The organism is Methyloglobulus morosus KoM1 (assembly GCF_000496735.2).
Classification (GTDB): domain Bacteria; phylum Pseudomonadota; class Gammaproteobacteria; order Methylococcales; family Methylomonadaceae; genus Methyloglobulus; species Methyloglobulus morosus.
The window spans coordinates 1-24,590 of sequence record NZ_AYLO01000042.1 but is presented as its reverse complement, the minus strand read 5'-3'; the positions used below and the strand labels follow the sequence as shown (position 1 = coordinate 24,590).

The following is a 24,590-nucleotide window of genomic DNA, read 5'->3' as shown; positions in this document are numbered from 1 at the left end:
TAAAAAATCCTCATTATTGAATATAAAAGCGCTGTCCTTTCCAAGGTAAAGACAGTAAGTAATACAGCTTGATTCAACAAAGTATACATTTCAGTTATCCTATAGAATACAGTGAACCATTGATTATTCAAACAGTCCGAAGCGCTAACATTAATAACAACGAGGGAGCTATGAACGCAAGATTACTGATTGCGGCAATGTTGTGTTTGCCGATTTTGTCCGCCCATGCCGAACCCAAAGCCACCGAACACGTCCTGGCAAACGGCCTGAAAGTGTTGGTCAAAGAAGACCACCGCTCGCCCGTGGTGGTGTCGCAGGTTTGGTATAAGGTCGGTTCCAGTTATGAGCCGGGCGGCATCACCGGCATTTCGCACATGCTGGAACACATGATGTTCAAAGGCACGGATAAACATGCGGTTGGGGAGTTTTCCCGCATCATCGCCGAAAATGGCGGCGATGAAAACGCTTTTACCGGACAGGATTACACCGCTTATTTCCAAACCATGGCCGCTGACAAGCTCTCTGTCAGCCTGGAACTGGAAGCCGATCGGATGCGTAACCTGCATTTATTGCCGGAGGAGTTGAAAAAGGAACTCCAGGTCGTCACCGAAGAACGCCGGATGCGGACTGAGGATAATCCCCAGGGCAAAATGCAGGAACACTTCAATGCGATGGCATACAGCAACAGCCCCTATAAGCATCCGGTGATTGGCTGGCCTGCCGATATTGCCGCATACACGGTCGAAGATTTGCAGGCATGGTACCAACGCTGGTATGCGCCGAATAACGCCACCTTGGTTGTCGTGGGCGATGTCAAGGCGGAAGACGTATTCGCATTGGCTGAGAAATATTTCGCCCCGCTCAAGACCAGCGAGATCAAACCGCTCAAACCGCAAACTGAAATCGAGCAACTGGGTTTACGCCGAATGACGGTCAAAGTGCCTGCCAAGCTGCCGTCTATCGTCATGGGGTACAAAGTTCCGGTATTGAAAACCGCCCAAAATGAATGGGAAGCCTATGCGCTGGAAGTGTTGGCTGGCGTATTGGATGGCGGCAGCAGTGCACGGTTGACTTCGGCATTGGTGCGGGGCAAACAAATTGCCGTCTCCGCCGCCGCAGGTTATGGGCTGACTTCCCGGTTGTCCGACCTGTTTGAGTTGGAAGCCACACCCGCAGAAGGCAAAACGCTATTGCAAATGGAAACGGCATTAAAGGCGGAAGTCGCCAAGTTGCAAAGCAGCCTAATCAGTGAAGAAGAATTAAGTCGGATTAAAGCGCAGGTGTTAGCCAGTGCCGTGTACGAGCGCGATTCCAATTTCTACCAAGCCATGCAGCTTGGCATGTTGGAAACGGTGGGCTTAGGTTGGCAACGAGCTGATGAATATGTTGAGAAGGTCAATCAGGTGACTGCCGCACAAGTGCAGGAAGTCGCCAAGAAATACTTGCTGGAAGACCGCCTCAGTATCGCTTACCTTGAGCCGCAAGCGATCAACCGAACGACCTCTGACGTAAAGACAAAAGGAGTTGTGCAATGAATTTCAAATTAATCGGATTAGCCTTATTGGTATTTAGCCAATTCAGCTTCGCCACCGCAAAAATCGTACACTGGCAAACCTCGCAAGGTAGCCGCGTCTACTTTGTCCAAGCCGATGCCTTGCCGATGGCGGACATCCAAATCGTATTCGATGCCGGCAGCGCACGGGACGGGCAGCAATTCGGCCTTGCCGCACTGACTTCCGCCCTGTTGGACACTGGTGCAGGGCAGTGGAATGCCGACCAGATAGCCCTGCGTTTTGAAAGTGTCGGAGCCAATTTTGGTACCAGTGTTTCCAGTGATACAGCTTCCCTCTCCTTGCGGTCACTCACCGACCCAGCCTTGTTTGATAAGGCATTGGAGACAATGCACGTCATCCTGACCAAGCCGAAATTTAACAATGCCGATTTCTTAAGGGAAAAAAGCCGTACATTAGCCGCCATCAAACAACGGGAAGAGTCGCCTGCCGAAGTCGCCAGTGAAGCTTTTTCCAATAAGCTTTACGGAAGCCATCCTTATGCCCATCCTGATTCGGGAGTCAATGAGACCGTAAAGAAATTGAAGGCAACTGACCTCGCGCAATTCTATAAAAAATATTACGTCAGCAGTAATGCGATGGTCGTCATCGTCGGCAACCTGACCAAGGAACAAGCGCAGCAAACGGCTGAAAAACTATTGGCCGATTTGCCCGTAGGGCAAAAACCGGAAGCCATTCCGGATGTCACCATGCCTACGCAAGCAAGCGAACAGCGCATTGAGTTTCCTTCCACACAAACCCATGTACTGGTCGGTTTGCCAGGTACATGGCGTAAAGACCCTGACTATTTCAACCTTTATGTGGGCAACCACATATTGGGCGGCAGCGGCCTCGTCTCCAAGCTGTTTAGTGAAGTGCGGGAAAAACGCGGTTTGGCTTATAGTGCTTCCAGCGCTTTTTCTCCCATGCTGAAACAGGGGCCATTCGTGGTCAGCCTGCAAACCCGTAACGACCAAACCAAGCAAGCGCTGGAAGTCCTCAACACGACATTGGCTGATTTCATCAACAAAGGCCCGACCCAAGCCGAACTGGATGCCGCTAAAAAGAACATTATCGGCGGCTTCCCCATGCGCTTTGACACTAACAAAAAGCTCGCGGGCTATGTCGCCATGATCGGTTTTTACGATATGCCGCTGGATTATCTGGATACCTTCCGACAAAAAATTGAGGAAACCAGCATCGATACCATCAAGGCGGCCTTTAGCCGCAAGGTGAACACTGCACTCTTGCAAACCGTTACTGTCGGCAACAGCGCGGCAAGCAATGCCCAAAAACCAAATTAGGATTATCGGCGGGCAATGGCGCAGCCGCCAGATCAGTTTTTACGATGCACCCGGACTCAGGCCAACCCCAGTCAGGGTCCGGGAAACGTTGTTCAACTGGTTGCAATATGACATCCCCGGCAGTCGCTGCCTGGATTTATATGCGGGAAGCGGTGCATTGGGCTTTGAAGCGGCCTCGCGTGGCGCGAAGTCAATCGTCCAAGTCGAAAACAGCCCCGATGCCTGCCGCGCCCTAAAAGAAAACGCCGTCAAGCTGGTTGCCACGCAGGTCAAAGTCGTCCAAAGCGACGTGTTCCGTTACCTGTCGGGTGATGCCGAATCCTTCAACATCGTCTTCCTCGATCCGCCTTTTGGCTGTCACCTGATTGCACAGACCTGCCAATGGCTGGAAGATAAAGGCTGGCTAAGCCAACAGGCTAAAATATACGTGGAGACAGAAAGTAAGCTGAAGTTTCTTGATGAGTTGCCGGAAAATTGGCAGTCGTTAAAAAGCAAAACGGCGGGGGACGTGGGTTATCATTTGTTTCAGAGAAGCGTGTAGTTTTATTCTTAGATTATAACGTCCCGAAAAACGCCGCCAACGCTTTAATTTCTTCTTCTGAAAGGTTACCGGCTATTGCTTGCATGGCATCGTTTTTCCTCGACCCATTTTTGTAGTCGGTCAATTGCTTAACGAGGTAATCGGGATGCTGTCCCGCCAATCGCGGAAATTCACCATTGCCTTCGCCAGACGAGCCGTGACAGCCTAAGCAGACAGTCGCTTTATCCTTGCCTTGCTTCCCCAAAGCAAGGTCGCCACCTGCTTTAGCGGCCTGCTGAACAGCAAAATAAGCCCCGTAATTATTGATGTCTTCAGCGGTCAACTTACTCGTTTGCGCCTGCATGACATGGTTTATTCGCTTACCTGACTTGAAGGCATTAAGTTGGTTGACGATATAAACCGATTGCTGCGCCGCCAAGCTGGGCCATTGCGGGTTATCGCTCTTGCCTTTATCGCCGTGGCACACGAAGCAGGTTGCCGCTTTTTGCTCAACAGTAGACAACTCGTTCGCCGATACATGGATAGCCCAGGACCAAATCAGAAATAATGAAAAAGTAAGCGTTTGCCTTAATAAGTGCATTGATCACCTCATAAAGATTTAATACTGGCCTTCAAGCTAATAGCGACCTTACTCTTGAAGTAGTTGAATATAATTTGGTTCTTAATATACAACCAAACGCAATGAAAGATAATGAATAATTCACTCAGCCATCATGAATAAGCCCAATCAACCAGAAATAACGCTGCCTGTCCCAAGCATAGGTGTCGGTGGCGTGTTGTTCAACAAACATCAACAAGTTTTGCTGATTAAGCGCAACCAAGCGCCCGCGCAAGGGCTATGGTCGATCCCTGGCGGCAAGTTGGAACCGGGGGAATCCTTGGTTGAAGCTTGCCGACGCGAGTATTACGAAGAGACTCATTTGGAAGTGGAAGTAAAACAAATTGTCGCTGTAGTCGAAAGAAGGCTGGAAGGCTTTCATTACGTGATTGTCGATTTTTTCGTAGAGTTGATCGATGAAGGCAAGTGTTTTCCCATAGCACAAAGCGATGTCGCCGAAGCCAAATGGGTAAGCCTGGATGGGCTTGGGCAATATGAATTGGTGGTGGGCTTGGCGGAGATTATTGCGCGGACTTATGGGTGTTTGGGTAAGGGCGGTTTAGCTGGTTTGCATGATGTTGATTTGGGTGGGAAGGATTTTATATTGCCTGATTTAACTTGTGGCGAATTGCCATAACTGTATAGCCCAGATCAAAATTCAGTGTCTTTGTCCCCTCTCCTGCTGGAGAGGGTTAGGGTGAGGAGATTTAAAGCTGGATGTTAAGATTTTGTCGCTAACGCGGTTATTTGAATGTGGGTTCTCGCACCCACGGGCGAGATACTTTTCTTTGCGCGGATGAGCGACATGGATGTTGTAAATGCGGAAAATGCAGGAGCAATTTTCCGCCAAACAAAAGTATCCAAAAGAAATCCGCCCGATGCCGCTTCATCCTGCGCTCTGACAGTTTTATCGGGGTTTGCTGGAAGGGATTTCCTATCCCTCCAGCAAAGCACGGCATCCCTACCGTGCCCCTACGGGCTATTCCCGACAAAACCGCCAGTGCTCGGCGCGGCATAAGGGGAATGGGTGGAAATTGTAGGTTGGGGTGAACTTGTGAACCCCAACAAATTAAGGGTCGGCATCACGTTGGGGTTCGTTCCTCACCCCAMCCTACCTTGCTTGGTATTCCCGACAAAACCGCCAGTGCTCGGCGCGGCATAACGGGATTTCCCCTTCTCTTGAAAATCACGTAGGGCGGAATAGTGAAACGTATTCCGCCGCATGTGTTATCCAAATACGGCGCAATGCCTTTCAGTTATTGCGCCCTACCTCGCTGTACCTTAGTTATCAAGTTGAGCAATAAGAGTACGAAGTGCATTTTCATGGGCTTGTATGTCTACGCAATTAATGCCAAAGATTCCTTTTACGGCTTTAGCGGCTAGCAACTGTATTTCAATGGCAATAGCCCAAGTAAACTCCTGTTTATCCAAAAGTGGCTCATTCTTTAGTCCGATGACGTTACCATAATCGTCGGTAATAAGATGGTATATAAGATCAACGACAGATGCGTGTGCTGGAAAGCTAAGCAAAACGTACGTACTGAGGTAATAATCCTTCATTCCGGCATGGTCTGCAAGTTGATACGTATTGAATTTTTCTGATTGGTTTGACTTAATTTTGTCTAATTCGGCCTCAGCAATCAGTGCCGAAATAGAAGCCTTTAAATCTGGGTTTTCCCATTGAATTATTTTGTCAGCCAGCGATGCCTTGTTAGCTTCGTGGCTCTGTGCAAGCTTTAGAGCCAACGCGGGCTTCGCTTCAATTGCTGCAAGGGCAAAGAGTGACTCAAGCGCTGACCTTAGTACGGTTTTAGCTTGTGCTAAAAGACCATATTCGAGTAAGAGGATGGCTGCTTGCGATGAGGCAAGCGTACGAGCAAATAGTGCGCCGCCGAGTAATTCCCTCGGTTCATTGACATTGATAGAAAGTTTATGTTGTGTAACTACACACTGTTCATTCAATTGCAATAGTAATTCTCGCCAGTTCAAGTATTGATTGCGAACGGTGTCACGAACCTCATCGAATTGCTCAGACAAAAATCCCTGTGCAAAGTCTGTCAAGCAAATAAGCTCACTTAACCACCCTCAAACTCGGCTTACCAGGCGTTGGTTGCTCCGGCGGCGGGGCTACGTCGCCGTCATTGTTTTCTTGGTCGAAGACCAAACCTTTACCGTTTTCCTTGGCGTAGATGGCCATGACGGCGTTGACAGATGCGGTGATGGTCATGGGTTTGCCGCTGAAACGGGCGTTGAACTCGATGAGGTCATTGCCCAGGGACAATGCTTCAACGGCTTGCGGCCTTATGTTCAGGACGATTTTGCCGTCTTCGATGTAGTCTACTGGCAGGATGCCTTTGTTATTGTCGGCATTGACCAGTAGATGGGGGGTTAAGTCGTTATCGACTATCCATTCGTAGACGGCACGAATTAAATAGGGTTTGAGCGGAGTCATTTGGGCGTTTCGGCCATCTCTTTTTCGGCTTCGCTTAGGCTGCTCTTAAATGCCGGCCTATTAAAAATGCGTTGGGCATAATTGGTGATGGCGTTATTAGGGGTGCTGATGTCAATGCCGAGCATGGGCAATCGCCACAATAGCGGTGCAAGCGCACAATCAATCAGGGAGAATTCTTCGCTCATAAAAAACGGACGGTCGGTAAAAATCGGTGCAGCCGCAATCAGGCTTTCCCTGAGCTGTTTTTTGGCTTTACTGGATTTTTTGTCGCCAGATTCTGCTATTTCATCGAGTAAGGGATACCAGTCCTGGTCGATGCGCTTGATTATCATCCTTGCACTGGCGCGGGAAACCGGGTCCATTTGATGCAGCGGCGGGTGCGGAAAGCGCTCGTCCAGGTATTCCATTATGATGCGCGAGTCGTACAGCACCAAGTCTCTTTCCACCAAGGTGGGGGATACGCCCGTGGGGTTGAGTTCGAGCAATTCCTCAGTGGGGTTGTCGGGGTCGTAGTATTCGACTTCTGATACGATGGCCTTTTCATGCAAGACAAAACGGGCCGCGTGGCTCATTGGGCAAGCATAAGGGGAGAACAGGGTCATGACGGAACGACGGGAAAAAATATTTGCCACAGATAACAACCTCTTAGTACGGGAGCAGGGCGGTTAAAATGGCGGCATTATAGCACGTAAGAAAAGTTTATTGCCGTTTCGTTACAAGTGCCCCGAATTGGGGGCTTTTTAGGGGAACATCCTTGTTCCACGAAGGGCGGTTAATGTACGTCTTTCCAATATTCTTTTTTCAACAGATAGGCGATCACCAAAAACATAAGGAGGAAAAAGAGGATGTATTTTCCCAGGCGTTCCCGTTCCATTTTTACGGGTTCGCCAACGTAAACAAGGAAGTTCACCAAATCGTTAATTAAGGTGTCGAATTGTTCTTCCGATAATGTACCGGGTACGTCGACAACAAGTTTTTCGATGACTTGCTGGCCGTCGTCTTCAATATAGCTGGCTTTTTGCTCCCCTTGCAGTTGCCAAAATACATTTGGCATACCGACATCTTTGAATAACAGGTTGTTAGTGCCTAGAGGTTTTGTCCTGTCTGTGTAAAAGCTCTTTAGGTAGGTATATAGCCAATCGGCGCTGCGGGAACGGGCGACGAGCGATAAGTCGGGCGGTTGTATGCCAAACCACTTTTCCGAGTCGTGGGCATTCATCGCCGTGTGCATTTGCTCGTAGATAGTCGCCCCTTGTGGGGCAACTTCAGTCAACACTTTCATTTCATCAATACCAAAATCCTGGGCTATCCGTTGATAGCGGATGTGTTTGATGGAATGGCAACCCAAGCAGTATTTCACAAAGCTTTTAGCCCCTTGGACGATTGAACCCCTGTTTTCCGGATCAAAATTGGCTTGCTGTAGTTCAATATTTTCCTCAGCGGCAACACCCAGGGAGAAAGCCAGCAACAGGATCGAAAGTGATAGTGTTTTCATAATTAATCGAGGCTCGCTTTTAGGTTTTTTGCCAATCGGATAAGCACATTGCGTATGCCCTGGGGATTAGGTTTCCGTCGAAATTCTGTTGACCCAAACAACGTATAGCCATGATCGTCTTTGACAGTCACTTCATCCAAGGTGGCCTTTAAGGTGGGGATGAAATCATCCAATGTTGACAGTTGCGTCAATCGTTTTGGCACCGGTTTTGGTTTTTCCCAGCGGGTGTAAATTGGCATCAGCAGGAAGAAGCCGAAATAGATCAAGGTAAAGAACCGTGCAACCATGGTTGCAGACGGTGTCGCAGGTTGTGTGCCGAGATAACCTAGGGCAAAAAAACTGATGACAAAAAGGAACAAGGCCCTTTTGAAGATTGCGCCGCGATAACGTATCGACTTGACGGGGCTTCGGTCTAGCCACGGCAAAATGAACAAGACGGCGATAGACCCAAACATGGCGATAACCCCGGCAAACTTATCGGGGACTGCCCTGAGGATGGCATAATAAGGCGTGAAATACCAAAGCGGGGCGATATGTTCCGGCGTTTTGAGCGGATCCGCCGGGATGAAATTATCGGCTTCCAAAAAGAAGCCGCCCACTTCAGGCATATAAAAAATGACAGTGGCAAAGAATATCAAGAACACGCCGACACCAAAAATATCCTTAACCGTGTAATAAGGGTGGAAAGGAATGCCGTCCAGCGGGATTCCGTCCTTATTTTTGATTTTCTTGATTTCTATGCCGTCCGGGTTATTGGAGCCGACTTCATGTAAGGCAACGATGTGCAGGAATACCAGCATCACCAATACCAAGGGCACAGCGATGACATGGAACGCGAAAAATCGGTTCAGCGTGGCGTCCGAAACGACATAATCGCCGCGTATCCAGAGCGACAAATCATCGCCAATAAACGGGATGGCACTGAACAAGGAAATGATGACTTGTGCGCCCCAGTAAGACATCTGGCCCCAAGGCAACAAATAGCCCATGAAGGCTTCCGCCATTAACGCCAGGAAAAGCAACATGCCGAAAATCCAGATCAACTCACGGGGTTGTTTGTACGAACCGTAAATCAAGCCCCTGAACATGTGCAGGTAAATGACGATGAAGAAAGCCGATGCGCCCGTCGAGTGCATGTAGCGGATCAGCCAACCCCAATTGACATCGCGCATGATGTATTCGACCGAATCGAAAGCCAGCTTCGCGTCCGGCTTGTAATTCATGGTCAGCAAGATGCCGGTGATGAATTGGTTGACCAACACCAGCAACGCCAAGGAACCAAAGAAATACCAGAAATTGAAGTTTTTAGGCGCGTAATAATGCGCCATGTGGTCGTTCCACAATTTGGTCAGTGGGAAACGCTCCAAGAACCAGTTGCCACAGGCAGTGATACGAGTTTTCATGCGACACCCCCCTTTCCAGTTTCGCCTATGAGCAGCAGCGTGTCTTTTAGGTAACGATGGGGCGGAATTTCAAGGTTCGTCGGGGCAGGCACACCGCTATAAACACGACCAGCCAAGTCAAATCGAGAACCGTGGCAAGGGCAGAAGAAGCCGCCTTTCCAATCAGGGCCAAGGTCATGCGGCGCAATTTCAGGGCGAAAGGTAGGCGAACAACCCAAGTGCGTACATAAACCGATAGCAACAAAAATTTCAGGTTTGATGGAACGCACAGGGTTTTTGCTGGAATCCGGTTGAATTGAATCTTTGGAATTCGGATCGCTAAGAAAACTGTCCATTGCCTTTAGCGTTTCTAGGGCTGCCGGCGTGCGGTTAAGTATCCAGACCGGTTTGCCGCGCCACGCCACCCGAAGCAATTGCCCGGACTCCATTTTGCTGAGGTCAACTTCGACTGGGGCACCGGCCGCCATCGCTTTAACGCTGGGCTGCATTTGTGCCAAAAAAGGGACGGCAAGATAACCCGTGCCGATGCCGCCAACGACGGTCAACGCCGAAGTTAAAAATTGGCGCTTGGATTCATCGACGCCTTCATTATTCATTGTGCAACTCCCGTTATTATTGTTGTGTGCTATGCACATTTTATATATTGGCAATATACCATTAGAAGCTAGTGAATTTGAAGTGTTAGGCTGAATTGTTTACTGAGGGCCAAGCCGGTTTAAAGCCGGAAAATCGTTTAGTCACCTTGTTTTTGTGCTATAAGTTTATGAAGATATAAAAGATTATGAGTTTATGCGAGGGGAAGTTGTTTGGGATTGATGCCTAATATTAAAGGCAGGTTTTCCGGTAGAATTGAATGGGGAAGCCTTAATTTGAGCGTAAGCGACATTTTAAACTGCTTGTGTGCCTTCGCAGGTCCTGAAAAAAGCATGAAGGGTTTGCCTCTGCTTGCCTATAAAGTGGATTAACCCTAAAATAAGCGCCCTAATCTGCTTCGTTTGAAAAATCTTTTCGGCTTTATGGGCAATCTTTTAGACACAAATTAACCCTTATCTATTTTACGCATCAAACTGACGAAGCCCATTCGAGCCTTTAATTGATTCGGCAATCTTGATATTGATAATGTGCAACCCCAAAAACCATAGCACAAAAAGTATGCCGACACCCCAAGTTCCAAAATGCAGTGCATTAACCTCCCGTTAAAATAGCGAAAGTGCAAAAGGTTTCACGCTTATTTGAAGCGCTAACGGGTGAAATTCATCATCGCCCTATCGTTGGCCTATTGGCAGTCTTGGTGTTGCTATTGCACTTATGGCTGGTCATGTTTTTAATGCAGCCTAGCGATACGGATAAAGAAACTAAACCGCTGAGAGTTATGGAAGTGGCATTGCTTTCCGAACCTAGCCAAAAAGCCGAGCCCGAAGTCACGCCGCCTGCGCCGCCCAAGAAGGTGCCGCCGAAAAAGAAAGAGGTCAAGCCTCCCGTCAAGAAAAAAGAGCCGGTCGTCCCAAAAAAAGTGGAGCGACCCATACCGCAGCCGATAGCCGATAAACCGACCCCAATGCAACCTTCGACTGCCGATGCCATCCCAACACCTGACACATCGGCATCACCGGCTTTACCTGCCAATAAGCCAACAAAAACAGGGAGCGGTGAAGCGCCTATTAAATCCGTGGATTCGGGTGTTGTCCCCTTGGTGCGGGTTAAGCCTACCTATCCTATGCGGGCGGCTAGTCGGCATATCGAAGGCTGGGTTAAAATCGAATTCACTGTGAGTCCGTCGGGGACAGTGGCAAACGCCAGGGTTGTCGATGCTTCTCCTCCCGGTATTTTTGATGAGGCGGCATTGGATGCCATCAAGGAATGGAAATTCAAGCCCAAAATTGAGAATGGCGCTACGGTGACGCAACGCGCCGTGCAGACGCTCAAGTTTACGTTATTAAAATAATGCTGGCTTACACCCGCTATTTTTTACTTTGACCGACAAAAGAAGGAAAACCTAATGCTTTATCATAGTTCGCCCGAAGCTGTTGTTGACGGCACTTTATATACCTTACTGGCCTTTTCGATAGTGACTTGGACGCTGATCTTTTTTAAGTGCTGGCAGTTCTCAAGAAATAGCTATTGGAACCGGCGTTTTGACAGCGCGTTTTGGGAAGCCGAAACATTGGCCGAGGTAGAAGTTTTACCTGCCAACAAATTCCGTGGGCCGCTGGCGCGTATTGCCCAACAGGGATTTGCCTGGCTCACGGAAAGCCGGAAACCTTCGGCCAAAAGCCTTAAGTTTCGCGGTACGCCAAGCGAATTGCTGGAGCATTCCTTGTCCGTGCAATTGCAGAATGAGCTGCACTTGATGGAAAGCGGCTTGACGATATTGGCGAGTATCGGCAGTACCGCGCCCTTTGTCGGCTTKTTCGGTACCGTCTTGGGCATCATGCACGCCATGCATAATATTACGGCAAGTGGATCGACTAGCTTAGATGTGGTTGCGGGGCCGATAGGTGATGCGCTGGTTGCCACGGCTATCGGTATTGCGGTCGCCGTGCCCGCCGTGTTGGCGTATAACTTTTTCTTGCGTCGGGTGAAACTTCATCGTGCGGGTTTAGAAAATTTTTTGGTTAGCTTTATGCACGTTGCCTTAAGTGCGGATGAGCAAGGCAAGAAGGGGTAATCATGGCATTTAAACCGCAATCCGAAAATGATAGCGCGATGAGCGAGATTAACGTCACGCCGCTTGTTGATGTGATGCTAGTGTTGGTGATTATCCTTTTGATAACGGCCCCTTTGCTGACGCAATCGGTCCATGTGACGTTGCCGAAAACTGCCGAGACGACGGCAAACATTAAAGACCAACCGTTACAGCTTGCCATTGACGCACAAGGCGCTATCACGTTGAACAAACAAGCCGTCGCAAACCAAGCTGCATTGGAAACAATCCTGAAGAATGAGTTGGTGAAAAACAAGGAAGTCGCCGTACATTTATACGCCGACCAAGCTGTGGTTTACAAAAAAGTTGCGGAGGTCATGGCGACTGTGCAACATGCGGGGATCGCCAAAATAGCATTTGTGACAGTGGAAGAATAATTTCTTATACCGATATTTCTATGTACCTGCCTGGAGGGGAGGCCAACAACTGTTTCCTTCTAACAGCACTGTTTCATCAAGGTAAGGTTGACTTAAATAACCTTGAGATTTTCAATTTCATATACACGCATTTTTTTCCAGCCATCAAAGGCTTCTTCGTGAAAAGTTAAGTCGTTGTCTATGGCATATTCATAGCAACTCCTGAATAATCTTGCGGTACGGAAAGCATGTAGTTCATCGTCCGCTGTGACAGTCTCAATGTTGCCGACTTGGAATGTCTTGTTTCTGGATTTGCCGTTACATACCCAGAATACGGTGTAGCAGAGGTAGCTCTTGTCTTTGCGGTGATCGAATTTGATTGTCCTGGAAACCCCCGTTACGCCTGTGGTGGTCTTGTTTTTGGGCGGCTTGAGGAAGCGGGTTTTACTGCCTTTAAGGGCAACCAACATTTGGTCGCGCCAAGTGATGGCGGCCTTTAATGATTTGGTTTTGCTGCCCCACAGCTTATGGGAAAAATACCGGCTGCTTTCTTTGCCACGCCTGACGATCCTAACTTGGAAACCGAATACATCGGGTTCTGTAACATGCTTAACTTTTGTCATACTACGGTCTCGAAAAAATTAAAACAAGGTAACTTTGATGTTGCGCCGCCATCCCAAAATCCTAACGAAGGTAGACAAAACGGACTTGGCTAATTTGTAATCTTATGATTACAAATTATGGCTAAAGTTTTAAGAAAAGCAAGTGAATTTTGTTTGGCAAAACAATTCTGGCCCAATCTGGTGTAAAATAAATTTACACGACCCTTGGCCTGTCATAAGCTGATAAGGCGGTTAGCAAAAACACCCCTTTTTTAATATCATTTAGGAGACCTTTAAGATGAGCGTATTAGTTGGTAAACAAGCCCCTGATTTCACCGTTCCAGCCGTGTTGGGAAGTGGAGAAATCGTCGATTCATTCAGCTTTTCCTCGGCGACCAGCGACAAATATGCCGTGGTATTCTTTTATCCTCTGGACTTTACCTTTGTCTGCCCAAGCGAGTTAATTGCCCTGGATCATCGCATGGATGAATTCACTAGCCGGGGCGTTGAGGTGATTGCCGTTTCTATCGACTCGCACTTTACCCATAATGCGTGGCGCAACACGCCAGTCAACAAGGGTGGCATCGGCCCAGTCCGTTATACGATGGCAGCCGATATGACCCATGGCATCTGCAAAGACTACGATGTCGAAGCCGTACCGCCCGGTGTTGCTTACCGTGGCACTTTCCTGATCGACAAAAAGGGTGTCGTTCGCCACCAAGTCGTCAATGACTTGCCGCTGGGCCGTAACATGGATGAGTTGTTGCGTATGATTGATGCCTTGCAATTCCATGAAGAACACGGTGAAGTATGCCCTGCGGGATGGAACAAAGGCGATACTGGGATGAACGCAAGCCCATCGGGTGTTGCCGAGTATCTGGACAAACACGCCGATAAGCTATAACAACATCGAAGATGACGCATTGTCCGAATAACTTTCGGGCAATGCGTCCTGCCTTTTAACTTGTTTTGCCAAGATCGCCCAGCAATTTCTTCCTGATGAAATGCGCGGCAAGTAAGCCCCCTAACGCGGGGATTTGCCCAAGAATAAAAACCCCGCCACCTTTTTTGGCAAGGACTGCGGAGAATGCGTTATCAATGACAAAATCAACCAGGAACCAAGCGATGATATAGCCAACGAGTCCAATGAATGCCCATTTTACGGGCGGTTCACCGTTTTTGTCGGCTGTCATGTAAAACCATATAATGACCCCAAGGGCGGCCAGTTTTGCTAAAAGCAACATGTTTTCCTCCTCTCTGTTTTTTCTGTTTTTAAGTTCGGCGGTTTTTATTAACTTTAATTACAGCCGTTTTTGGATTATACACCGGGTTAGCGGCAGTTTCCCTAGCTATCTAAAGCGGGTTATTGCCGTGATCATGAATGAAAACGAGCGGCCATACTATTTCATCCTAAGTCCAACCCATCAGACTTAACCGGAAGTGATTCGTGAGAAAGGCTCCCCCATGGCTGTTGACGGCAATCTCCGTATTATTAGTTCTCGTCATCGCTATTTGCCTCCTTCCCGTGCTGATTGACCCCAATAACTATAAGACCCAAATTGCGGCATTGATTAAGGATAAGACAAACCGTGCTGTCGCCTTTGAAGGCGATATCAAGGTGTCAGTTTTCCCCTGGATAGGCATAAGCACTGAAAAAATTAAGATTGGCAATCAACCAGGCCTTGATGGGTTGTCGTTTATTGCCGTAGCTAAAAGCAACATCAAGGTTGAGCTGCTTCCACTGCTGGCGCGTAAGATCGAAATCAATGCCATTGTTTTGGATGGTTTGGCCATTAATTTGGTAAAGGATAAACAAGGGGTTGGCAATTGGGGAGATTTAGTCGCCGCTGATCCTGTGTCACAGTCGCATGCCAAACTCGATGATGAATACTCTATCAGGCAATCCAAGCTGGCAACATTGGCCGTCAACGGTATTGTCATTCAAAACGCTCAGCTTAACTGGAACAACCAACAAACCGGTGAGCAGTGGGCGCTAAAAAATATCCAGCTCAATGTCGACAACCTCCGAGTAGCTGGGCCCGTCAAAATCGATATGACTGCCGACATCGCAGGCGATGCCATTAAATTTCCCGGCACTGTAAAATTCGCAACCAGTCTGCGCGTTGATGAGAGCCTGGAAAGCATTGCTTTTAACGATAGCCAGATTGAATGGGTTGGCCTCCAGAAAATGGCATCTGGGCAATCATTCACAGCAACTATCAACGCTTCTGACACCGAAGTAAATTTTGCTCAGCAAGTGTTGAATACGTCCAACCTGAAATTACAATACGGCGATATTAAACTTACGGCAGATATGAGTGCCGAACATATAATCGACAAGCTTAGCATCCAAGGTTCCCTCGTTATTCCTGAATGTAATCTTCGCGAAACCTTTAAACAATGGGAAATAGCCCTACCTAGCATGAGTGACGCCAAGGCCCTGAGCCATTTTGCTATGTCTTCTCATTTCCAGGCAAACAATAACGGTGTGCAATTTACCAATCTGGGGTTTGTGGTTGATAATAGCCATGGCAAAGGTTTTGTGGCAATGAACGATTTTTCTCGACCCGGCTTTTTATTTGATTTGACCGTCGATACGTTTGATGTCGACCGTTATTTACCCGACCAAGACAAACCAACCGAAGCCAATGCCCGTATGGCCCCAATGGGGGCTTTCAGTGTGCCCCTGGACGGGTTAAGGGAGTTGGACGCAGAAGGTAAGCTGGTGATAGGTAATATGACGTTCAATAAGATGACGATGCAAGATATGCGCTTAACGCTCATCGCAAAAAAGGGGGGCATCAGTATGGAGCAAGCCCCTAACTAACTTTAATTAAGCGGGTATCCAACAATCCCTTGACCTTGGGGCGAGGGTTGGTGCGATAGGTAATTACATGTGTTTTAATTTCTTCACCCCGGCCTTTCCCCTGCCTAAAAACACGCCCCCAGCAACCGATGAAAATACGATGACAATACCTTGCAAAAGCGATAGTTTGCATTAATGACACCTTTAGCATTCCAGCAAAATATATTGGCTTGGTTTGACCAACACGGTCGCAAAGACTTGCCTTGGCAACAGGACATTTCGCCCTATCGGGTCTGGTTGTCAGAGGTCATGTTGCAACAAACCCAGGTCGCGACAGTTATTCCTTATTTCCTGGCGTTCACCGCAAAATTTCCCAATGTAGAAAGTTTGGCACAAGCTACGGTTGATGACGTTTTACAGTTGTGGTCAGGCTTGGGTTATTATTCGCGGGCGCGTAATTTGCATAAGGCGGCACAGAGAATAGGCGTGCTAGGCCGGTTCCCTGATACCTTAAATGGCCTCATGGCATTGCCGGGTATAGGGCAATCGACCGCCGGTGCTATTTTGAGCATTGCGTTCAACAAGCCCCAGCCTATCCTTGACGGCAATGTAAAGCGAGTGCTGGCGCGATTCAAGGCGATTTCCGGTTGGGCGGGCAGTAGCTTGGTCAATAAGCAGCTATGGGCGTTCAGTGCTGCCTATACGCCTGATGACCGTGTTGCAGACTATACCCAAGCCATAATGGATTTGGGGGCGATGGTCTGTACGCGTAGCAATCCGATGTGCGAAAACTGTCCCCTTACAACCGGCTGTGCGGCTTTCTTGACAAACAGGGTGCCGGATTTTCCTGCTTCAAAAAAGGCCAAGGTATTGCCCGTCAAGCAAGTGGTATTTTTGCTGACGCATACCGGTCGGCGACAGGTATTGCTGGAAAAAAGGCCGCCTACCGGAATTTGGGGCGGGTTATGGAGTTTACCGGAATTTACCAGCGAAGCTGCGGCATTGGATTGGTGCGTTGCGAATAACCTAAAAATTCGTGATAAACAGGTCGGCGAAAAGCAAAGGCATACTTTTTCGCATTATCATCTGGATTACACGCCGTTATTCGTCGAAACCGATAACACTATGGATGTAATCCGCGAAACAGGTCGCATCGTCTGGCATAATGCCCAGCAAATAGGTCAGATCGGGCTTCCAGCCCCTATTAAACCGCTACTGCAACAACACCTAAAAGGAGAATAAAAATGACCCGGTTAATTCACTGCGTGAAATTAGGCAAAGAAGCCGAAGGCTTGGACAAGCCCCCCTTTCCGGGAACGAAAGGCCAGGAAATATTTGAGAAAATATCCAAACAAGCTTGGCAAGATTGGTTAAGCAGGCAGACTATGCTGATTAATGAGAACAAACTGGCGAGCTACGATCCCAAAGCCAGGGCTTACCTGGCAGAAGAAAGGGATAAGTTTCTGTTTGAGGGCAACGATGATATGCCGCAAGGTTATGTGCCGCCAAAAACCTAACTAAGCGATGCTTCAAAGTCACATGTCCCGAAAAAGGGGCTGCAACAAATAGCCGTATAAATCCCCTTATTTCAGGAGTTCTGATGGGGTTATTTCTATGTCTTGGTCTTCCGCTTGGGTTTTGCCGCTGCCGTTTTTTAAAGGTTTTGTTTTATTGGGCGAGGGCTTTGCTTTGGGTCTTATTTTTTGCTTGGTTACCGGTTTGGGCTCAGGAATAAAAGCAATAGCAATGCCGCTGACCTCAATAATGTTTAACTTTTCGTCGTCGCTTTCTTCTATGCTTTCAACGACTTTGACATCAACAATAGCATCTGTTTTTGCGCTGTATTTAGCCGATGCTTCTTGCTTCAAAATAGCGATGGCCTGATTCCTTAACCCTATCTGGTTAACGGGGGTTGGAATGCTGGTTTTCAAGGTATATTCGATGGGGCCGAGAGTCTCATAGGGCTTGTCGTAACGACCATTGTTTATCAGGATTTCCTTTGTTTGGGAGGGTAGGTCGGCGAATTCGGAAGAGGGTAGGAAGGGGTCATCGCTGCAACTGATGGCGAACATAGGCATTATAAGTACCAGAAAAATTCTGATGACAGCCAATTTGATAGGGGATTCAAAGTTCTCAGGCACTTGCATAATAGGCTATTGATTTACTTTGAGCGTATCGACTTAAAGATAAAGGGATAATGTTATATCAGGTATAGGCTCAGTGGTCACTCCAATTTACCCAACCGAATTGGGCTGAACCCAGCACCAGTATGCCAAAGGCAATACGGTACCAGGCAAACACGGTGAAATCATGTCGGCTGATGAACCGGATCAAGCCGCGTACGGCGAAGAAAGCGCTGATAAAGGAAACCGTGCTGCCGACAGCAAACAGGTTAATGTCATCGGCACTGAACAGGTCACGGTGTTTGTAGACATCATAAAGTGTCGCCGCAAACATGGTGGGTATGGCGAGGAAAAAGGAAAATTCCGCTGCCGCCAACCGGGACAAGCCAAAGAAAAGCCCTCCGATGATGGTCGCACCGGAACGGGACGTACCGGGAATCATCGCCAACGCTTGGGCAAAACCGACCTTTAGGGCATCCTGCCAAGTCATGTCATCGATGGTTTCGGCTTTTATTTTATGTTCACGGCGTTCCGCCCAAAGTATCAACAACCCGCCGACAATAAACGCCGAAGCCACCACAAAAGGGTTGAACAAATAGGCCTTGATTTGCTTCAAGAACAAAAAGCCCAATACCGCAGAAGGCAAGAAAGCGACAACCAGATTGATTGCCAACCGTTTGGACGCGGGTTCTTTGCTTAGGCTGAACAAGGCATGGAACAGGCGGGCACGGTATTCCCAAACGACCGCCAGGATTGCCGCAAACTGGATGACAATTTCAAAGACTTTACCTTTGTCGTCGTTAAAGCCCAACAATTGTCCAACCAGGATGAGATGGCCTGTAGAGGACACGGGCAGGAACTCGGTCAAGCCTTCGACAACACCCAGAATAAGGGCGGAAATCAGTAAGTGGGTATCTGACATAGCGGCTTCTTGCTTATCGCTTCATCGACTCAAAAAATTCCGCGTTGGTCTTGAAGTCTTTGAGCTTGCCGAGCAAAAATTCGGAAGCGGCGGTTTCATCCATGGGTTGCAGGATTTTCCGTAGTATCCAGGTTTTTTGTAATACTTCGGGATCAACGAGATATTCTTCTCGACGTGTGCCGGAACGGTTGATGTTGATAGCGGGGTAAATACGTTTTTCGGCAATCTTGCGGTCTAGGTGCAGTTCCATATTGCCTGTCCCCTTGAATTCTTCATAGATGACCTCGTCCATTTTTGAGCCGGTATCGACCAACGCGGTGGCGATGATGGTCAAGCTGCCGCCTTCTTCGATATTACGCGCTGCACCAAAGAAGCGTTTGGGTTTTTCCAGGGCGTTGGCATCGACACCACCGGTCAGGATTTTGCCGGACGAAGGGACGACCGTGTTGTATGCCCGTGCAAGGCGTGTGATGGAGTCTAACAAGATAACCACGTCGTGTTTATGTTCGACCAGGCGCCGGGCTTTTTCGATCACCATTTCGGCGACTTGTACGTGGCGGGTTGCAGGCTCGTCGAAGGTGCTGGAGATGACTTCGCCACGTACACAACGCTCCATTTCGGTGACTTCTTCGGGGCGTTCGTCGATGAGTAGTACGATCAGGTAACATTCAGGGTTCTGGTCCGCGATGGCCTGCGCCAAGCTTTGCAGGATCATGGTCTTACCGGCTTTGGGTGGCGAAACGATCAACCCGCGCTGGCCTTTGCCGATGGGGGCAATCAGGTCGATAATGCGTCCGGTCAAGTCTTCGCTGGTGCCGTTACCTCGTTCAAGCACGAACCGTTGCTTGGCGAAAAGGGGCGTGAGGTTGGAGAAATTGATTTTGTTTTTGGTGTTTTCCGGTGGCTCAAAATTGATTTCATCGACCTTGAGCATGGCGAAATAGCGTTCGTTATCCTTCGGTGGCCTGATCTTACCGCTGATGGTGTCGCCCGTCTTGAGGTTAAAGCGCCGGATTTGGCTTGGAGAAACGTAAATATCGTCAGGCCCTGCGAGATAGGATGCCCCCGGTGTCCGCAAAAAACCAAAACCGTCCTGTAAAATTTCCAACACGCCGTCACCGGAGATGTCGTCGCCTGCCTTTGCCTGTTTTTTGAGAATGGCAAAGATCAGGTCTTGCTTTCGGGATCGGGCGACGTTCTCCAATCCCAGGGACTCGGCTATTTCAATGACTTCGTTTATAGGTTTTAGTTTTAATTCGGTAAGATTCATAGGGCAGGAAAAAATACATCAAAGAATTCGCTTACGCGCTCGCTAGACTTGAATAAGCCGTAAAACGGATTTAAGATTCAGGGGTGGTTATCGGGCGGTTCGGTTTGAATACGCGAGCAATCTGTCGCGTTTCGATAGTATAGCGCAAGTATTTCGATCCGTCTATTTTTTGGAGAGCCTTTATTTTAGGGACTTTCGTTTTGGGCGGAATCGCTGATTAAATCAGCGATTCATTGTTCAGTTACTTACAAATAGTTGTCAAGAAAGGCGGCAAGTTGCGATTTGGTCAAGGCTCCGACCTTGGTTCCTTCCACTTCACCGTCTACAAACAACATCAATGTAGGAATGCCGCGTACGCCATAATGTTGCGGTGTCGCTGGGTTATCGTCTATGTTCAACTTGGCTACCGTGAGTTTGCCGGCGTAATCCTTGGCGATTTCTTCCAGGATTGGGGCAATCATTTTGCAGGGACCACACCATTCGGCCCAATAATCGACCAGCACAGGGCCGCTTGCTTTCAGCACAGCCTCATTAAAATCACTATCATTTACATGACGAACCAAGTCGCTCACATTGTCTCTCCAAGGATTAAAAACTTAACTATAGGAGGGATAAACAGTGTAGTCAATCAATTTTCGGTTAAGGCCGTTTTTACGGTATGCTATTACCCATGAATACTAACCATTTAACCGAAACCCGTTTCAGCAATCTTGAGTTGTCTAATCCCATCCTGCAAAGCCTAAAAGATGCCGGATTCCATCACTGCACGCCTATACAGGACAAGACACTGCCGTTAGCCTTGCGAGGCAAGGATGTAGCGGGGCAGGCGCAGACCGGGACTGGCAAGACGGCGGCTTTTTTGTTGGCCGCTTTCCAACACCTTATCAATGATGAAGCCGATCTGGAGGAAGATGAGGACGACGATCCTGATGAATATGACAGCGATGAAACGCCAGAACACGCCTTGGCAGAAAAAGTTGTCGCCAAGCCTGTCAAAAATAAAGTCATCCAATACCCCAGGGCGATCATCCTCGCGCCGACCCGAGAACTGGCGATACAAATCCATAAAGATGCGCTGTTGTTGAGCAAACGCCTCAACCTGACTTTCGCCTTGATCTATGGCGGCACGGACTACCAAAAGCAACTGACCAAAATAAAGACCAATGTCGATATTATTATCGGTACGCCGGGACGCATTATCGACTTTTACCGCCAAAATGCTTTCACGCTCGATCACGTCAAGGTCATGGTGTTGGATGAGGCCGACCGCATGTTTGACCTCGGCTTCATCAAGGACATCCGCTTTTTGCTGCGCCGTATGCCGCCGCCGGAACAACGCTTGAATATGCTGTTTTCGGCGACTTTGTCTTATAAGGTGACTGAGTTGGCTTACGAACACATGAACAATCCGGTCTTGGTGAAGATTGAGACCGAAGAAGTGACGTCCAAAGCCATCAAACAAAGTGCCTATTGCCCCGCAAACGACCAAAAACTGCCGTTGTTGCTCGGTATTTTGAAACATGAGCAACCGCAACGCAGCATTATTTTCGTTAATACCAAGCGTTGTGCGGAAGAACTGGATGCCACCCTCAACGCCAATGGCTACAAGACTGCTGCCCTAAGTGGTGACGTGCCGCAGGAAAAACGCCAGAAATTGTTAAACAGCTTTCAGCAGAATGAAATATCGCTATTGATTGCCACCGACGTTGCCGCCCGAGGCTTGCATATCCCGGACGTAAGCCATGTCATCAATTACGACCTGCCGCAAGATGTGGAAGATTATGTCCATCGGATAGGACGGACGGCGCGGTTTGGCGCAAGCGGCGAGGCCATAAGCTTTGTTTGCGAGGACTATGCGTACTCCATGCCGGATATTGAGGAATTTATCGGGCAAAAAATCCCCGTCAAAGCCATCGACAAGGAATTGCTGGCGGACTTCATCAAGCCGGAACGAAGGCCAAGGGAATTCAGGTCAGACCAGCGGCCTAAGCGCCCGCCCCACAGCAAACCTAAAGCCCCCGCATTAGCTCCCGAAAATCCTCAATAGCAGGGAACTCGACGATTTCCTTCTTGGGCAACCCAGAATCTGGGCGACTAATCGACACCAAATGGGCAATGCCGTAGTCACGGGCAGAATTCAGCACCGCAAGGCTATCGTCAATCAACAGTGTATTGTGTTTTTCAAAAGGATGCTGATGTTGCAAACGATGCCAAAAATCTGTGTGTTCTTTTGGCAAGCCAAAATCATGCGAACTCACCAGGCCGTCAAAAAACGGCTGCAACCCCGTTTTTTCCATCTTTAAGTCCAGGCTGTCACGGTGGGCGTTAGTTACCAATAAAACCCGTTGCGAAGACGGCTTGATCTTCTCCAAAAACTCACTGACATGGGGCAATACGGCTATCAATTCAGCAAGCTCGGTTTTTAGTCCGGCAATATCCAATTGCAAGGCATCGCTCCAGTAATCCAGGCAATACCAATCCAGCGTGCCTTCCTTGCTTTTAAAGCGCGGGATCAAATGCGCTTTGGCGTGTTCAATTGACAGCCCTTCCTTTTCCGCAAACTTAAGCGGCACAAATTCCTTCCAGAAATGGTTATCAAACCGCAAATCGAGCAAGGTGCCGTCCATATCAAGGAATACCGTATCAATTTCTTTCCAATTAATCATGATAGCGTTACATTTAGCGAATAAACTGACAAAATAACATTATGTCCAATACCCCCATTATCCTTAAAAAAACCACAATAGCCACCAGTCGGTTGTTCCGTATTGAATCATTGGATATTGAATTCAGCAATGGGGAGCAACGTAATTACGAACGCTTGGCGCGCGGCAATCCCGGCGGTGGTGCGGTGCTGGTTGTGCCTTTGTTGGACGACGACACGGTTTTGCTCATCAGGGAATATTCGGCGGGGGTACACCGCTACGAACTGGGCTTGCCGAAAGGCAAAACCGATGCGGGGGAGTCTTTTTTTGAGGCCGCCAACCGGGAGTTGAAAGAAGAAGTCGGCTACGGCGCAAACAACCTTCATCACCTGGCTTCTTTTTCCATTGCACCTTCTTACCTGGAACATATGACAGAAATCATTATAGCCAGGGACTTGTACCCCGAAAAGCTCGACGGCGACGAGCCGGAAGAACTGGAAGTCGTGCCTTGGCAGTTGTCGAATATCAATGGCTTGCTGGCAACGGGTGAATGTACAGAGGCGCGCTCGATAGCGGCGTTGTTTATGGCGGTTGAGCATCTGAAAAAACTTTGAACCTGTGGTTTCGTTTAGGGTGGTTCAACAAGCTCACCACAAGCGGAATTGGTAAAGTTCAATACGAACGGAATTGAGAAGGTTATCCTATCAGTTCTCATTATTTATTAAAAAATTCTCACAATTGTTATACGTATTCTCAAAATTTATTACAGGTAGCTTCTGGATTTTGTGCATCGGCCAACATTGAACTTTAAATACAGCCGTTAGATGGTGGAGTATAATTACAGGTGTTCAATAAATCTGATGCCGCTTTTATCATCAAGCATTACAGAACTCGCCAAGAAAAAAATGTAACAACAATAACTTTCTAAAGAGGTGGGACGTGACCACACTAACTTTAACCTTTCCCCAAAAAAGAAATGCTCTGGTCGCTATTGTGGCTATTGTGGCTATCGCGGGTATTATTTATATTGGTTTTACTCACGAACCTTTATCCAAAGAAGACGACATAACAGAATTTGAAAGGTATGCGCTCGCCAGTCTTAATAAACCACCAGATAAACCCGAACCATCGAAAAGAAAACCGAGTACTGGCAAGCCAAAAGGAGAAGCTACATCTGGTGTTATAGCAAAAAATGAAACAGCATCAGTTAATCATGGAAATTATGGTGATAAAGGGAATAAAAACCCTTGCACTCCAAATGAAGAAATAATAATTTTTAAAAAAGCCATCGATGAAAATATAGAACAACTAAAAATTAAAAAAGTCCTATTAAAAATTCCGATACCTTCATTCAAATGTATACCTAAAGCTGGGAAAAAACTCCTGTATATAACTTTATCAGGTTTACCTTCCAATATAGTTGCTTACGAAATGATTTGCCGATTAAAAAATGATCCGAATTGTTCAATAATGGCGACTACTATTCCAAATCCTAAGCCAACCAGCGTACAAAATAAAGATCAGGAAGATAAAGAAGCAAAAGCAAAAAATGATTGTTTAGCTCTTATTAAAAATATCCCACAACTAAAAAATATTGGCATTGAGCTTAAAGAAAAATTAAATGGTAGCTTTAAGTTTGAATGGAGTAATAAAAATAAACTCTTGGCTACGTGCGTTGTGGAAAGTGATAAAAGCAAGTACTTATCGATAGAGAACTAGGGGCTGTTCTCATTTAAGCCAAATCAACACGCTGGCCAAGCTCAGCATAGTCATATAGTTGACCGCCAGCCGTTCGTATCGGGTGGCGACACGGCGGTAT

Annotated in this window: 29 protein-coding genes; 15 read left to right on the top strand and 14 right to left on the bottom strand. The window is 47.9% G+C overall.

All coding sequences use genetic code 11. The annotated features are described in order from the left end of the window. Nucleotides 1-170 precede the first annotated feature (170 nt). Genes MGMO_RS05780 through rsmD form a run of 3 tightly spaced genes read left to right on the top strand, consistent with a single transcriptional unit; the run spans nucleotide 171 to nucleotide 3,395 of the window. Complete coding sequence (locus MGMO_RS05780; protein ID WP_023494103.1) at nucleotides 171-1,535, top strand: M16 family metallopeptidase; 1,365 nt, start codon at nucleotides 171-173, stop codon at nucleotides 1,533-1,535. Beyond that, a complete protein-coding gene (locus MGMO_RS05775; protein ID WP_023494102.1) occupies nucleotides 1,532-2,854 on the top strand; it encodes a M16 family metallopeptidase in 1,323 nt (440 codons plus the stop codon). The genes MGMO_RS05780 and MGMO_RS05775 overlap by 4 nt, the downstream gene beginning before the upstream one ends. Further along, complete coding sequence (rsmD, locus tag MGMO_RS05770) at nucleotides 2,835-3,395, top strand: 16S rRNA (guanine(966)-N(2))-methyltransferase RsmD (protein ID WP_023494101.1); 561 nt, start codon at nucleotides 2,835-2,837, stop codon at nucleotides 3,393-3,395. Before MGMO_RS05775 ends, rsmD begins: the two co-directional genes overlap by 20 nt. Before the next feature lie 13 nt (nucleotides 3,396-3,408). On the opposite strand, the gene MGMO_RS05765 is transcribed toward rsmD, so the two are convergent. Next, the gene (locus MGMO_RS05765) at nucleotides 3,409-3,975 is read right to left on the bottom strand and encodes a c-type cytochrome (RefSeq protein WP_023494100.1); all 567 of its coding nucleotides are present in this window, start codon (nucleotides 3,973-3,975) and stop codon (nucleotides 3,409-3,411) included. Between the two features lie 133 nt (nucleotides 3,976-4,108). On the opposite strand from MGMO_RS05765, the gene MGMO_RS05760 reads away from it, so the two are divergent. Together MGMO_RS05760 and MGMO_RS05755 are read left to right on the top strand one after the other, a co-directional pair. Continuing rightward, on the top strand, nucleotides 4,109-4,630 hold the full coding sequence (locus tag MGMO_RS05760; RefSeq protein ID WP_023494099.1) for an NUDIX hydrolase: 522 nt from the start codon (nucleotides 4,109-4,111) through the stop codon (nucleotides 4,628-4,630). Between the two features lie 114 nt (nucleotides 4,631-4,744). Next, nucleotides 4,745-5,011 carry a hypothetical protein gene (locus tag MGMO_RS05755; protein WP_036307067.1) on the top strand — a complete coding sequence of 89 codons (267 nt, stop codon included), beginning with the start codon at nucleotides 4,745-4,747 and terminating at the stop codon, nucleotides 5,009-5,011. Between the two features lie 263 nt (nucleotides 5,012-5,274). Here MGMO_RS05755 and MGMO_RS05750 read toward each other — a convergent pair whose 3' ends face one another. From MGMO_RS05750 to petA, 6 genes are all read right to left on the bottom strand, one after another. Further along, nucleotides 5,275-6,054 (bottom strand): DUF5677 domain-containing protein, encoded by a 780-nt coding sequence (locus MGMO_RS05750; RefSeq protein ID WP_036307065.1) that lies wholly within the window; start codon nucleotides 6,052-6,054, stop codon nucleotides 5,275-5,277. A 10-nt stretch (nucleotides 6,055-6,064) separates the two neighbouring features. Then, nucleotides 6,065-6,445 carry a ClpXP protease specificity-enhancing factor gene (locus tag MGMO_RS05745; protein ID WP_023494097.1) on the bottom strand — a complete coding sequence of 127 codons (381 nt, stop codon included), beginning with the start codon at nucleotides 6,443-6,445 and terminating at the stop codon, nucleotides 6,065-6,067. Beyond that, nucleotides 6,442-7,077: a glutathione S-transferase N-terminal domain-containing protein gene (locus MGMO_RS05740; protein ID WP_023494096.1), complete on the bottom strand. Its 636-nt coding sequence runs from the start codon at nucleotides 7,075-7,077 to the stop codon at nucleotides 6,442-6,444. Before MGMO_RS05740 ends, MGMO_RS05745 begins: the two co-directional genes overlap by 4 nt. A 140-nt stretch (nucleotides 7,078-7,217) precedes the next feature. Further along, nucleotides 7,218-7,940 (bottom strand): cytochrome c1, encoded by a 723-nt coding sequence (locus tag MGMO_RS05735; protein WP_023494095.1) that lies wholly within the window; start codon nucleotides 7,938-7,940, stop codon nucleotides 7,218-7,220. Between the two features lie 2 nt (nucleotides 7,941-7,942). Next, complete coding sequence (locus MGMO_RS05730; protein ID WP_023494094.1) at nucleotides 7,943-9,343, bottom strand: cytochrome b; 1,401 nt, start codon at nucleotides 9,341-9,343, stop codon at nucleotides 7,943-7,945. Continuing rightward, nucleotides 9,340-9,939 (bottom strand): ubiquinol-cytochrome c reductase iron-sulfur subunit, encoded by a 600-nt coding sequence (gene petA / locus MGMO_RS05725; RefSeq protein WP_023494093.1) that lies wholly within the window; start codon nucleotides 9,937-9,939, stop codon nucleotides 9,340-9,342. The genes MGMO_RS05730 and petA overlap by 4 nt, the downstream gene beginning before the upstream one ends. A gap of 614 nt (nucleotides 9,940-10,553) precedes the next feature. Here petA and MGMO_RS05720 point away from each other — a divergent pair. Genes MGMO_RS05720 through MGMO_RS05710 form a run of 3 tightly spaced genes read left to right on the top strand, consistent with a single transcriptional unit; the run spans nucleotide 10,554 to nucleotide 12,424 of the window. Continuing rightward, on the top strand, nucleotides 10,554-11,288 hold the full coding sequence (locus MGMO_RS05720) for an energy transducer TonB (protein ID WP_023494091.1): 735 nt from the start codon (nucleotides 10,554-10,556) through the stop codon (nucleotides 11,286-11,288). A gap of 54 nt (nucleotides 11,289-11,342) precedes the next feature. Next, nucleotides 11,343-12,011 carry a MotA/TolQ/ExbB proton channel family protein gene (locus MGMO_RS05715; protein WP_023494090.1) on the top strand — a complete coding sequence of 223 codons (669 nt, stop codon included), beginning with the start codon at nucleotides 11,343-11,345 and terminating at the stop codon, nucleotides 12,009-12,011. A 2-nt stretch (nucleotides 12,012-12,013) separates the two neighbouring features. Then, nucleotides 12,014-12,424: an ExbD/TolR family protein gene (locus MGMO_RS05710; RefSeq protein WP_023494089.1), complete on the top strand. Its 411-nt coding sequence runs from the start codon at nucleotides 12,014-12,016 to the stop codon at nucleotides 12,422-12,424. A 92-nt stretch (nucleotides 12,425-12,516) separates the two neighbouring features. Here MGMO_RS05710 and MGMO_RS05705 read toward each other — a convergent pair whose 3' ends face one another. Continuing rightward, the gene (locus tag MGMO_RS05705; protein ID WP_023494088.1) at nucleotides 12,517-13,026 is read right to left on the bottom strand and encodes a hypothetical protein; all 510 of its coding nucleotides are present in this window, start codon (nucleotides 13,024-13,026) and stop codon (nucleotides 12,517-12,519) included. Between the two features lie 277 nt (nucleotides 13,027-13,303). On the opposite strand from MGMO_RS05705, the gene MGMO_RS05700 reads away from it, so the two are divergent. Beyond that, complete coding sequence (locus MGMO_RS05700; RefSeq protein ID WP_023494087.1) at nucleotides 13,304-13,909, top strand: peroxiredoxin; 606 nt, start codon at nucleotides 13,304-13,306, stop codon at nucleotides 13,907-13,909. A 55-nt stretch (nucleotides 13,910-13,964) separates the two neighbouring features. Here MGMO_RS05700 and MGMO_RS05695 read toward each other — a convergent pair whose 3' ends face one another. Continuing rightward, nucleotides 13,965-14,249, bottom strand: a complete 285-nt coding sequence (locus MGMO_RS05695; RefSeq protein WP_023494086.1) for a hypothetical protein — start codon at nucleotides 14,247-14,249, stop codon at nucleotides 13,965-13,967. Between the two features lie 203 nt (nucleotides 14,250-14,452). Here MGMO_RS05695 and MGMO_RS05690 point away from each other — a divergent pair, with 203 nt between their 5' ends. The 3 genes from MGMO_RS05690 (at nucleotide 14,453) to MGMO_RS05675 (ending at nucleotide 17,328) form a co-directional block, all read left to right on the top strand. After that, complete coding sequence (locus MGMO_RS05690) at nucleotides 14,453-15,832, top strand: AsmA family protein (protein ID WP_023494085.1); 1,380 nt, start codon at nucleotides 14,453-14,455, stop codon at nucleotides 15,830-15,832. 174 nt (nucleotides 15,833-16,006) lie between these two features. After that, the gene (mutY, locus tag MGMO_RS05680; protein ID WP_023494083.1) at nucleotides 16,007-17,053 is read left to right on the top strand and encodes an A/G-specific adenine glycosylase; all 1,047 of its coding nucleotides are present in this window, start codon (nucleotides 16,007-16,009) and stop codon (nucleotides 17,051-17,053) included. Nucleotides 17,054-17,055: 2 nt separating this feature from the next. Continuing rightward, nucleotides 17,056-17,328, top strand: coding sequence for an oxidative damage protection protein (locus tag MGMO_RS05675; RefSeq protein WP_023494082.1), 273 nt, complete (start codon nucleotides 17,056-17,058; stop codon nucleotides 17,326-17,328). Between the two features lie 66 nt (nucleotides 17,329-17,394). Here MGMO_RS05675 and MGMO_RS05670 read toward each other — a convergent pair whose 3' ends face one another. The 4 genes from MGMO_RS05670 to trxA form a co-directional block, all read right to left on the bottom strand. Next, nucleotides 17,395-17,889, bottom strand: a complete 495-nt coding sequence (locus tag MGMO_RS05670) for a hypothetical protein (protein ID WP_152976301.1) — start codon at nucleotides 17,887-17,889, stop codon at nucleotides 17,395-17,397. Nucleotides 17,890-18,028: 139 nt separating this feature from the next. Next, complete coding sequence (locus MGMO_RS05665) at nucleotides 18,029-18,856, bottom strand: undecaprenyl-diphosphate phosphatase (RefSeq protein ID WP_023494080.1); 828 nt, start codon at nucleotides 18,854-18,856, stop codon at nucleotides 18,029-18,031. A gap of 13 nt (nucleotides 18,857-18,869) precedes the next feature. Then, on the bottom strand, nucleotides 18,870-20,126 hold the full coding sequence (gene rho, locus MGMO_RS05660) for a transcription termination factor Rho (RefSeq protein ID WP_023494079.1): 1,257 nt from the start codon (nucleotides 20,124-20,126) through the stop codon (nucleotides 18,870-18,872). A 245-nt stretch (nucleotides 20,127-20,371) separates the two neighbouring features. Further along, complete coding sequence (trxA, locus tag MGMO_RS05655) at nucleotides 20,372-20,698, bottom strand: thioredoxin TrxA (RefSeq protein WP_023494078.1); 327 nt, start codon at nucleotides 20,696-20,698, stop codon at nucleotides 20,372-20,374. Between the two features lie 98 nt (nucleotides 20,699-20,796). Between trxA and MGMO_RS05650 the strand changes: the two genes are divergently transcribed. After that, nucleotides 20,797-22,173 carry a DEAD/DEAH box helicase gene (locus MGMO_RS05650; RefSeq protein WP_036307061.1) on the top strand — a complete coding sequence of 459 codons (1,377 nt, stop codon included), beginning with the start codon at nucleotides 20,797-20,799 and terminating at the stop codon, nucleotides 22,171-22,173. On the opposite strand, the gene yrfG is transcribed toward MGMO_RS05650, so the two are convergent. Continuing rightward, entirely contained in the window at nucleotides 22,136-22,792 is a 657-nt protein-coding gene (gene yrfG / locus MGMO_RS05645; RefSeq protein ID WP_023494076.1) for a GMP/IMP nucleotidase, read from the bottom strand. The genes MGMO_RS05650 and yrfG overlap by 38 nt on opposite strands. Before the next feature lie 41 nt (nucleotides 22,793-22,833). On the opposite strand from yrfG, the gene nudE reads away from it, so the two are divergent. Further along, entirely contained in the window at nucleotides 22,834-23,385 is a 552-nt protein-coding gene (gene nudE, locus MGMO_RS05640; protein WP_023494075.1) for an ADP compounds hydrolase NudE, read from the top strand. Between the two features lie 325 nt (nucleotides 23,386-23,710). After that, the gene (locus tag MGMO_RS05635) at nucleotides 23,711-24,490 is read left to right on the top strand and encodes a hypothetical protein (RefSeq protein WP_023494074.1); all 780 of its coding nucleotides are present in this window, start codon (nucleotides 23,711-23,713) and stop codon (nucleotides 24,488-24,490) included. Nucleotides 24,491-24,590: the final 100 nt, after the last annotated feature.

Excerpts from the sequence above, each read along its gene's own strand:
- rho (WP_023494079.1), bottom strand. The coding sequence starts at position 20,126 with ATGAATCTTACCGAATTAAAACTAAAACCTATAAACGAAGTCATTGAA.
- rsmD (WP_023494101.1), top strand. The coding sequence starts at position 2,835 with ATGCCCAAAAACCAAATTAGGATTATCGGCGGGCAATGGCGCAGCCGC.
- MGMO_RS05730 (WP_023494094.1), bottom strand. The coding sequence starts at position 9,343 with ATGAAAACTCGTATCACTGCCTGTGGCAACTGGTTCTTGGAGCGTTTC.
- MGMO_RS05710 (WP_023494089.1), top strand. The coding sequence starts at position 12,014 with ATGGCATTTAAACCGCAATCCGAAAATGATAGCGCGATGAGCGAGATT.
- MGMO_RS05665 (WP_023494080.1), bottom strand. The coding sequence starts at position 18,856 with ATGTCAGATACCCACTTACTGATTTCCGCCCTTATTCTGGGTGTTGTC.
- MGMO_RS05700 (WP_023494087.1), top strand. The coding sequence starts at position 13,304 with ATGAGCGTATTAGTTGGTAAACAAGCCCCTGATTTCACCGTTCCAGCC.
- mutY (WP_023494083.1), top strand. The coding sequence starts at position 16,007 with ATGACACCTTTAGCATTCCAGCAAAATATATTGGCTTGGTTTGACCAA.
- MGMO_RS05705 (WP_023494088.1), bottom strand. The coding sequence starts at position 13,026 with ATGACAAAAGTTAAGCATGTTACAGAACCCGATGTATTCGGTTTCCAA.
- MGMO_RS05760 (WP_023494099.1), top strand. The coding sequence starts at position 4,109 with ATGAATAAGCCCAATCAACCAGAAATAACGCTGCCTGTCCCAAGCATA.
- MGMO_RS05765 (WP_023494100.1), bottom strand. The coding sequence starts at position 3,975 with ATGCACTTATTAAGGCAAACGCTTACTTTTTCATTATTTCTGATTTGG.
- MGMO_RS05675 (WP_023494082.1), top strand. The coding sequence starts at position 17,056 with ATGACCCGGTTAATTCACTGCGTGAAATTAGGCAAAGAAGCCGAAGGC.
- MGMO_RS05745 (WP_023494097.1), bottom strand. The coding sequence starts at position 6,445 with ATGACTCCGCTCAAACCCTATTTAATTCGTGCCGTCTACGAATGGATA.
- MGMO_RS05780 (WP_023494103.1), top strand. The coding sequence starts at position 171 with ATGAACGCAAGATTACTGATTGCGGCAATGTTGTGTTTGCCGATTTTG.
- MGMO_RS05670 (WP_152976301.1), bottom strand. The coding sequence starts at position 17,889 with ATGCCTATGTTCGCCATCAGTTGCAGCGATGACCCCTTCCTACCCTCT.
- nudE (WP_023494075.1), top strand. The coding sequence starts at position 22,834 with ATGTCCAATACCCCCATTATCCTTAAAAAAACCACAATAGCCACCAGT.
- yrfG (WP_023494076.1), bottom strand. The coding sequence starts at position 22,792 with ATGATTAATTGGAAAGAAATTGATACGGTATTCCTTGATATGGACGGC.
- MGMO_RS05650 (WP_036307061.1), top strand. The coding sequence starts at position 20,797 with ATGAATACTAACCATTTAACCGAAACCCGTTTCAGCAATCTTGAGTTG.
- MGMO_RS05695 (WP_023494086.1), bottom strand. The coding sequence starts at position 14,249 with ATGTTGCTTTTAGCAAAACTGGCCGCCCTTGGGGTCATTATATGGTTT.
- MGMO_RS05775 (WP_023494102.1), top strand. The coding sequence starts at position 1,532 with ATGAATTTCAAATTAATCGGATTAGCCTTATTGGTATTTAGCCAATTC.
- MGMO_RS05755 (WP_036307067.1), top strand. The coding sequence starts at position 4,745 with ATGTGGGTTCTCGCACCCACGGGCGAGATACTTTTCTTTGCGCGGATG.
- MGMO_RS05735 (WP_023494095.1), bottom strand. The coding sequence starts at position 7,940 with ATGAAAACACTATCACTTTCGATCCTGTTGCTGGCTTTCTCCCTGGGT.
- petA (WP_023494093.1), bottom strand. The coding sequence starts at position 9,939 with ATGAATAATGAAGGCGTCGATGAATCCAAGCGCCAATTTTTAACTTCG.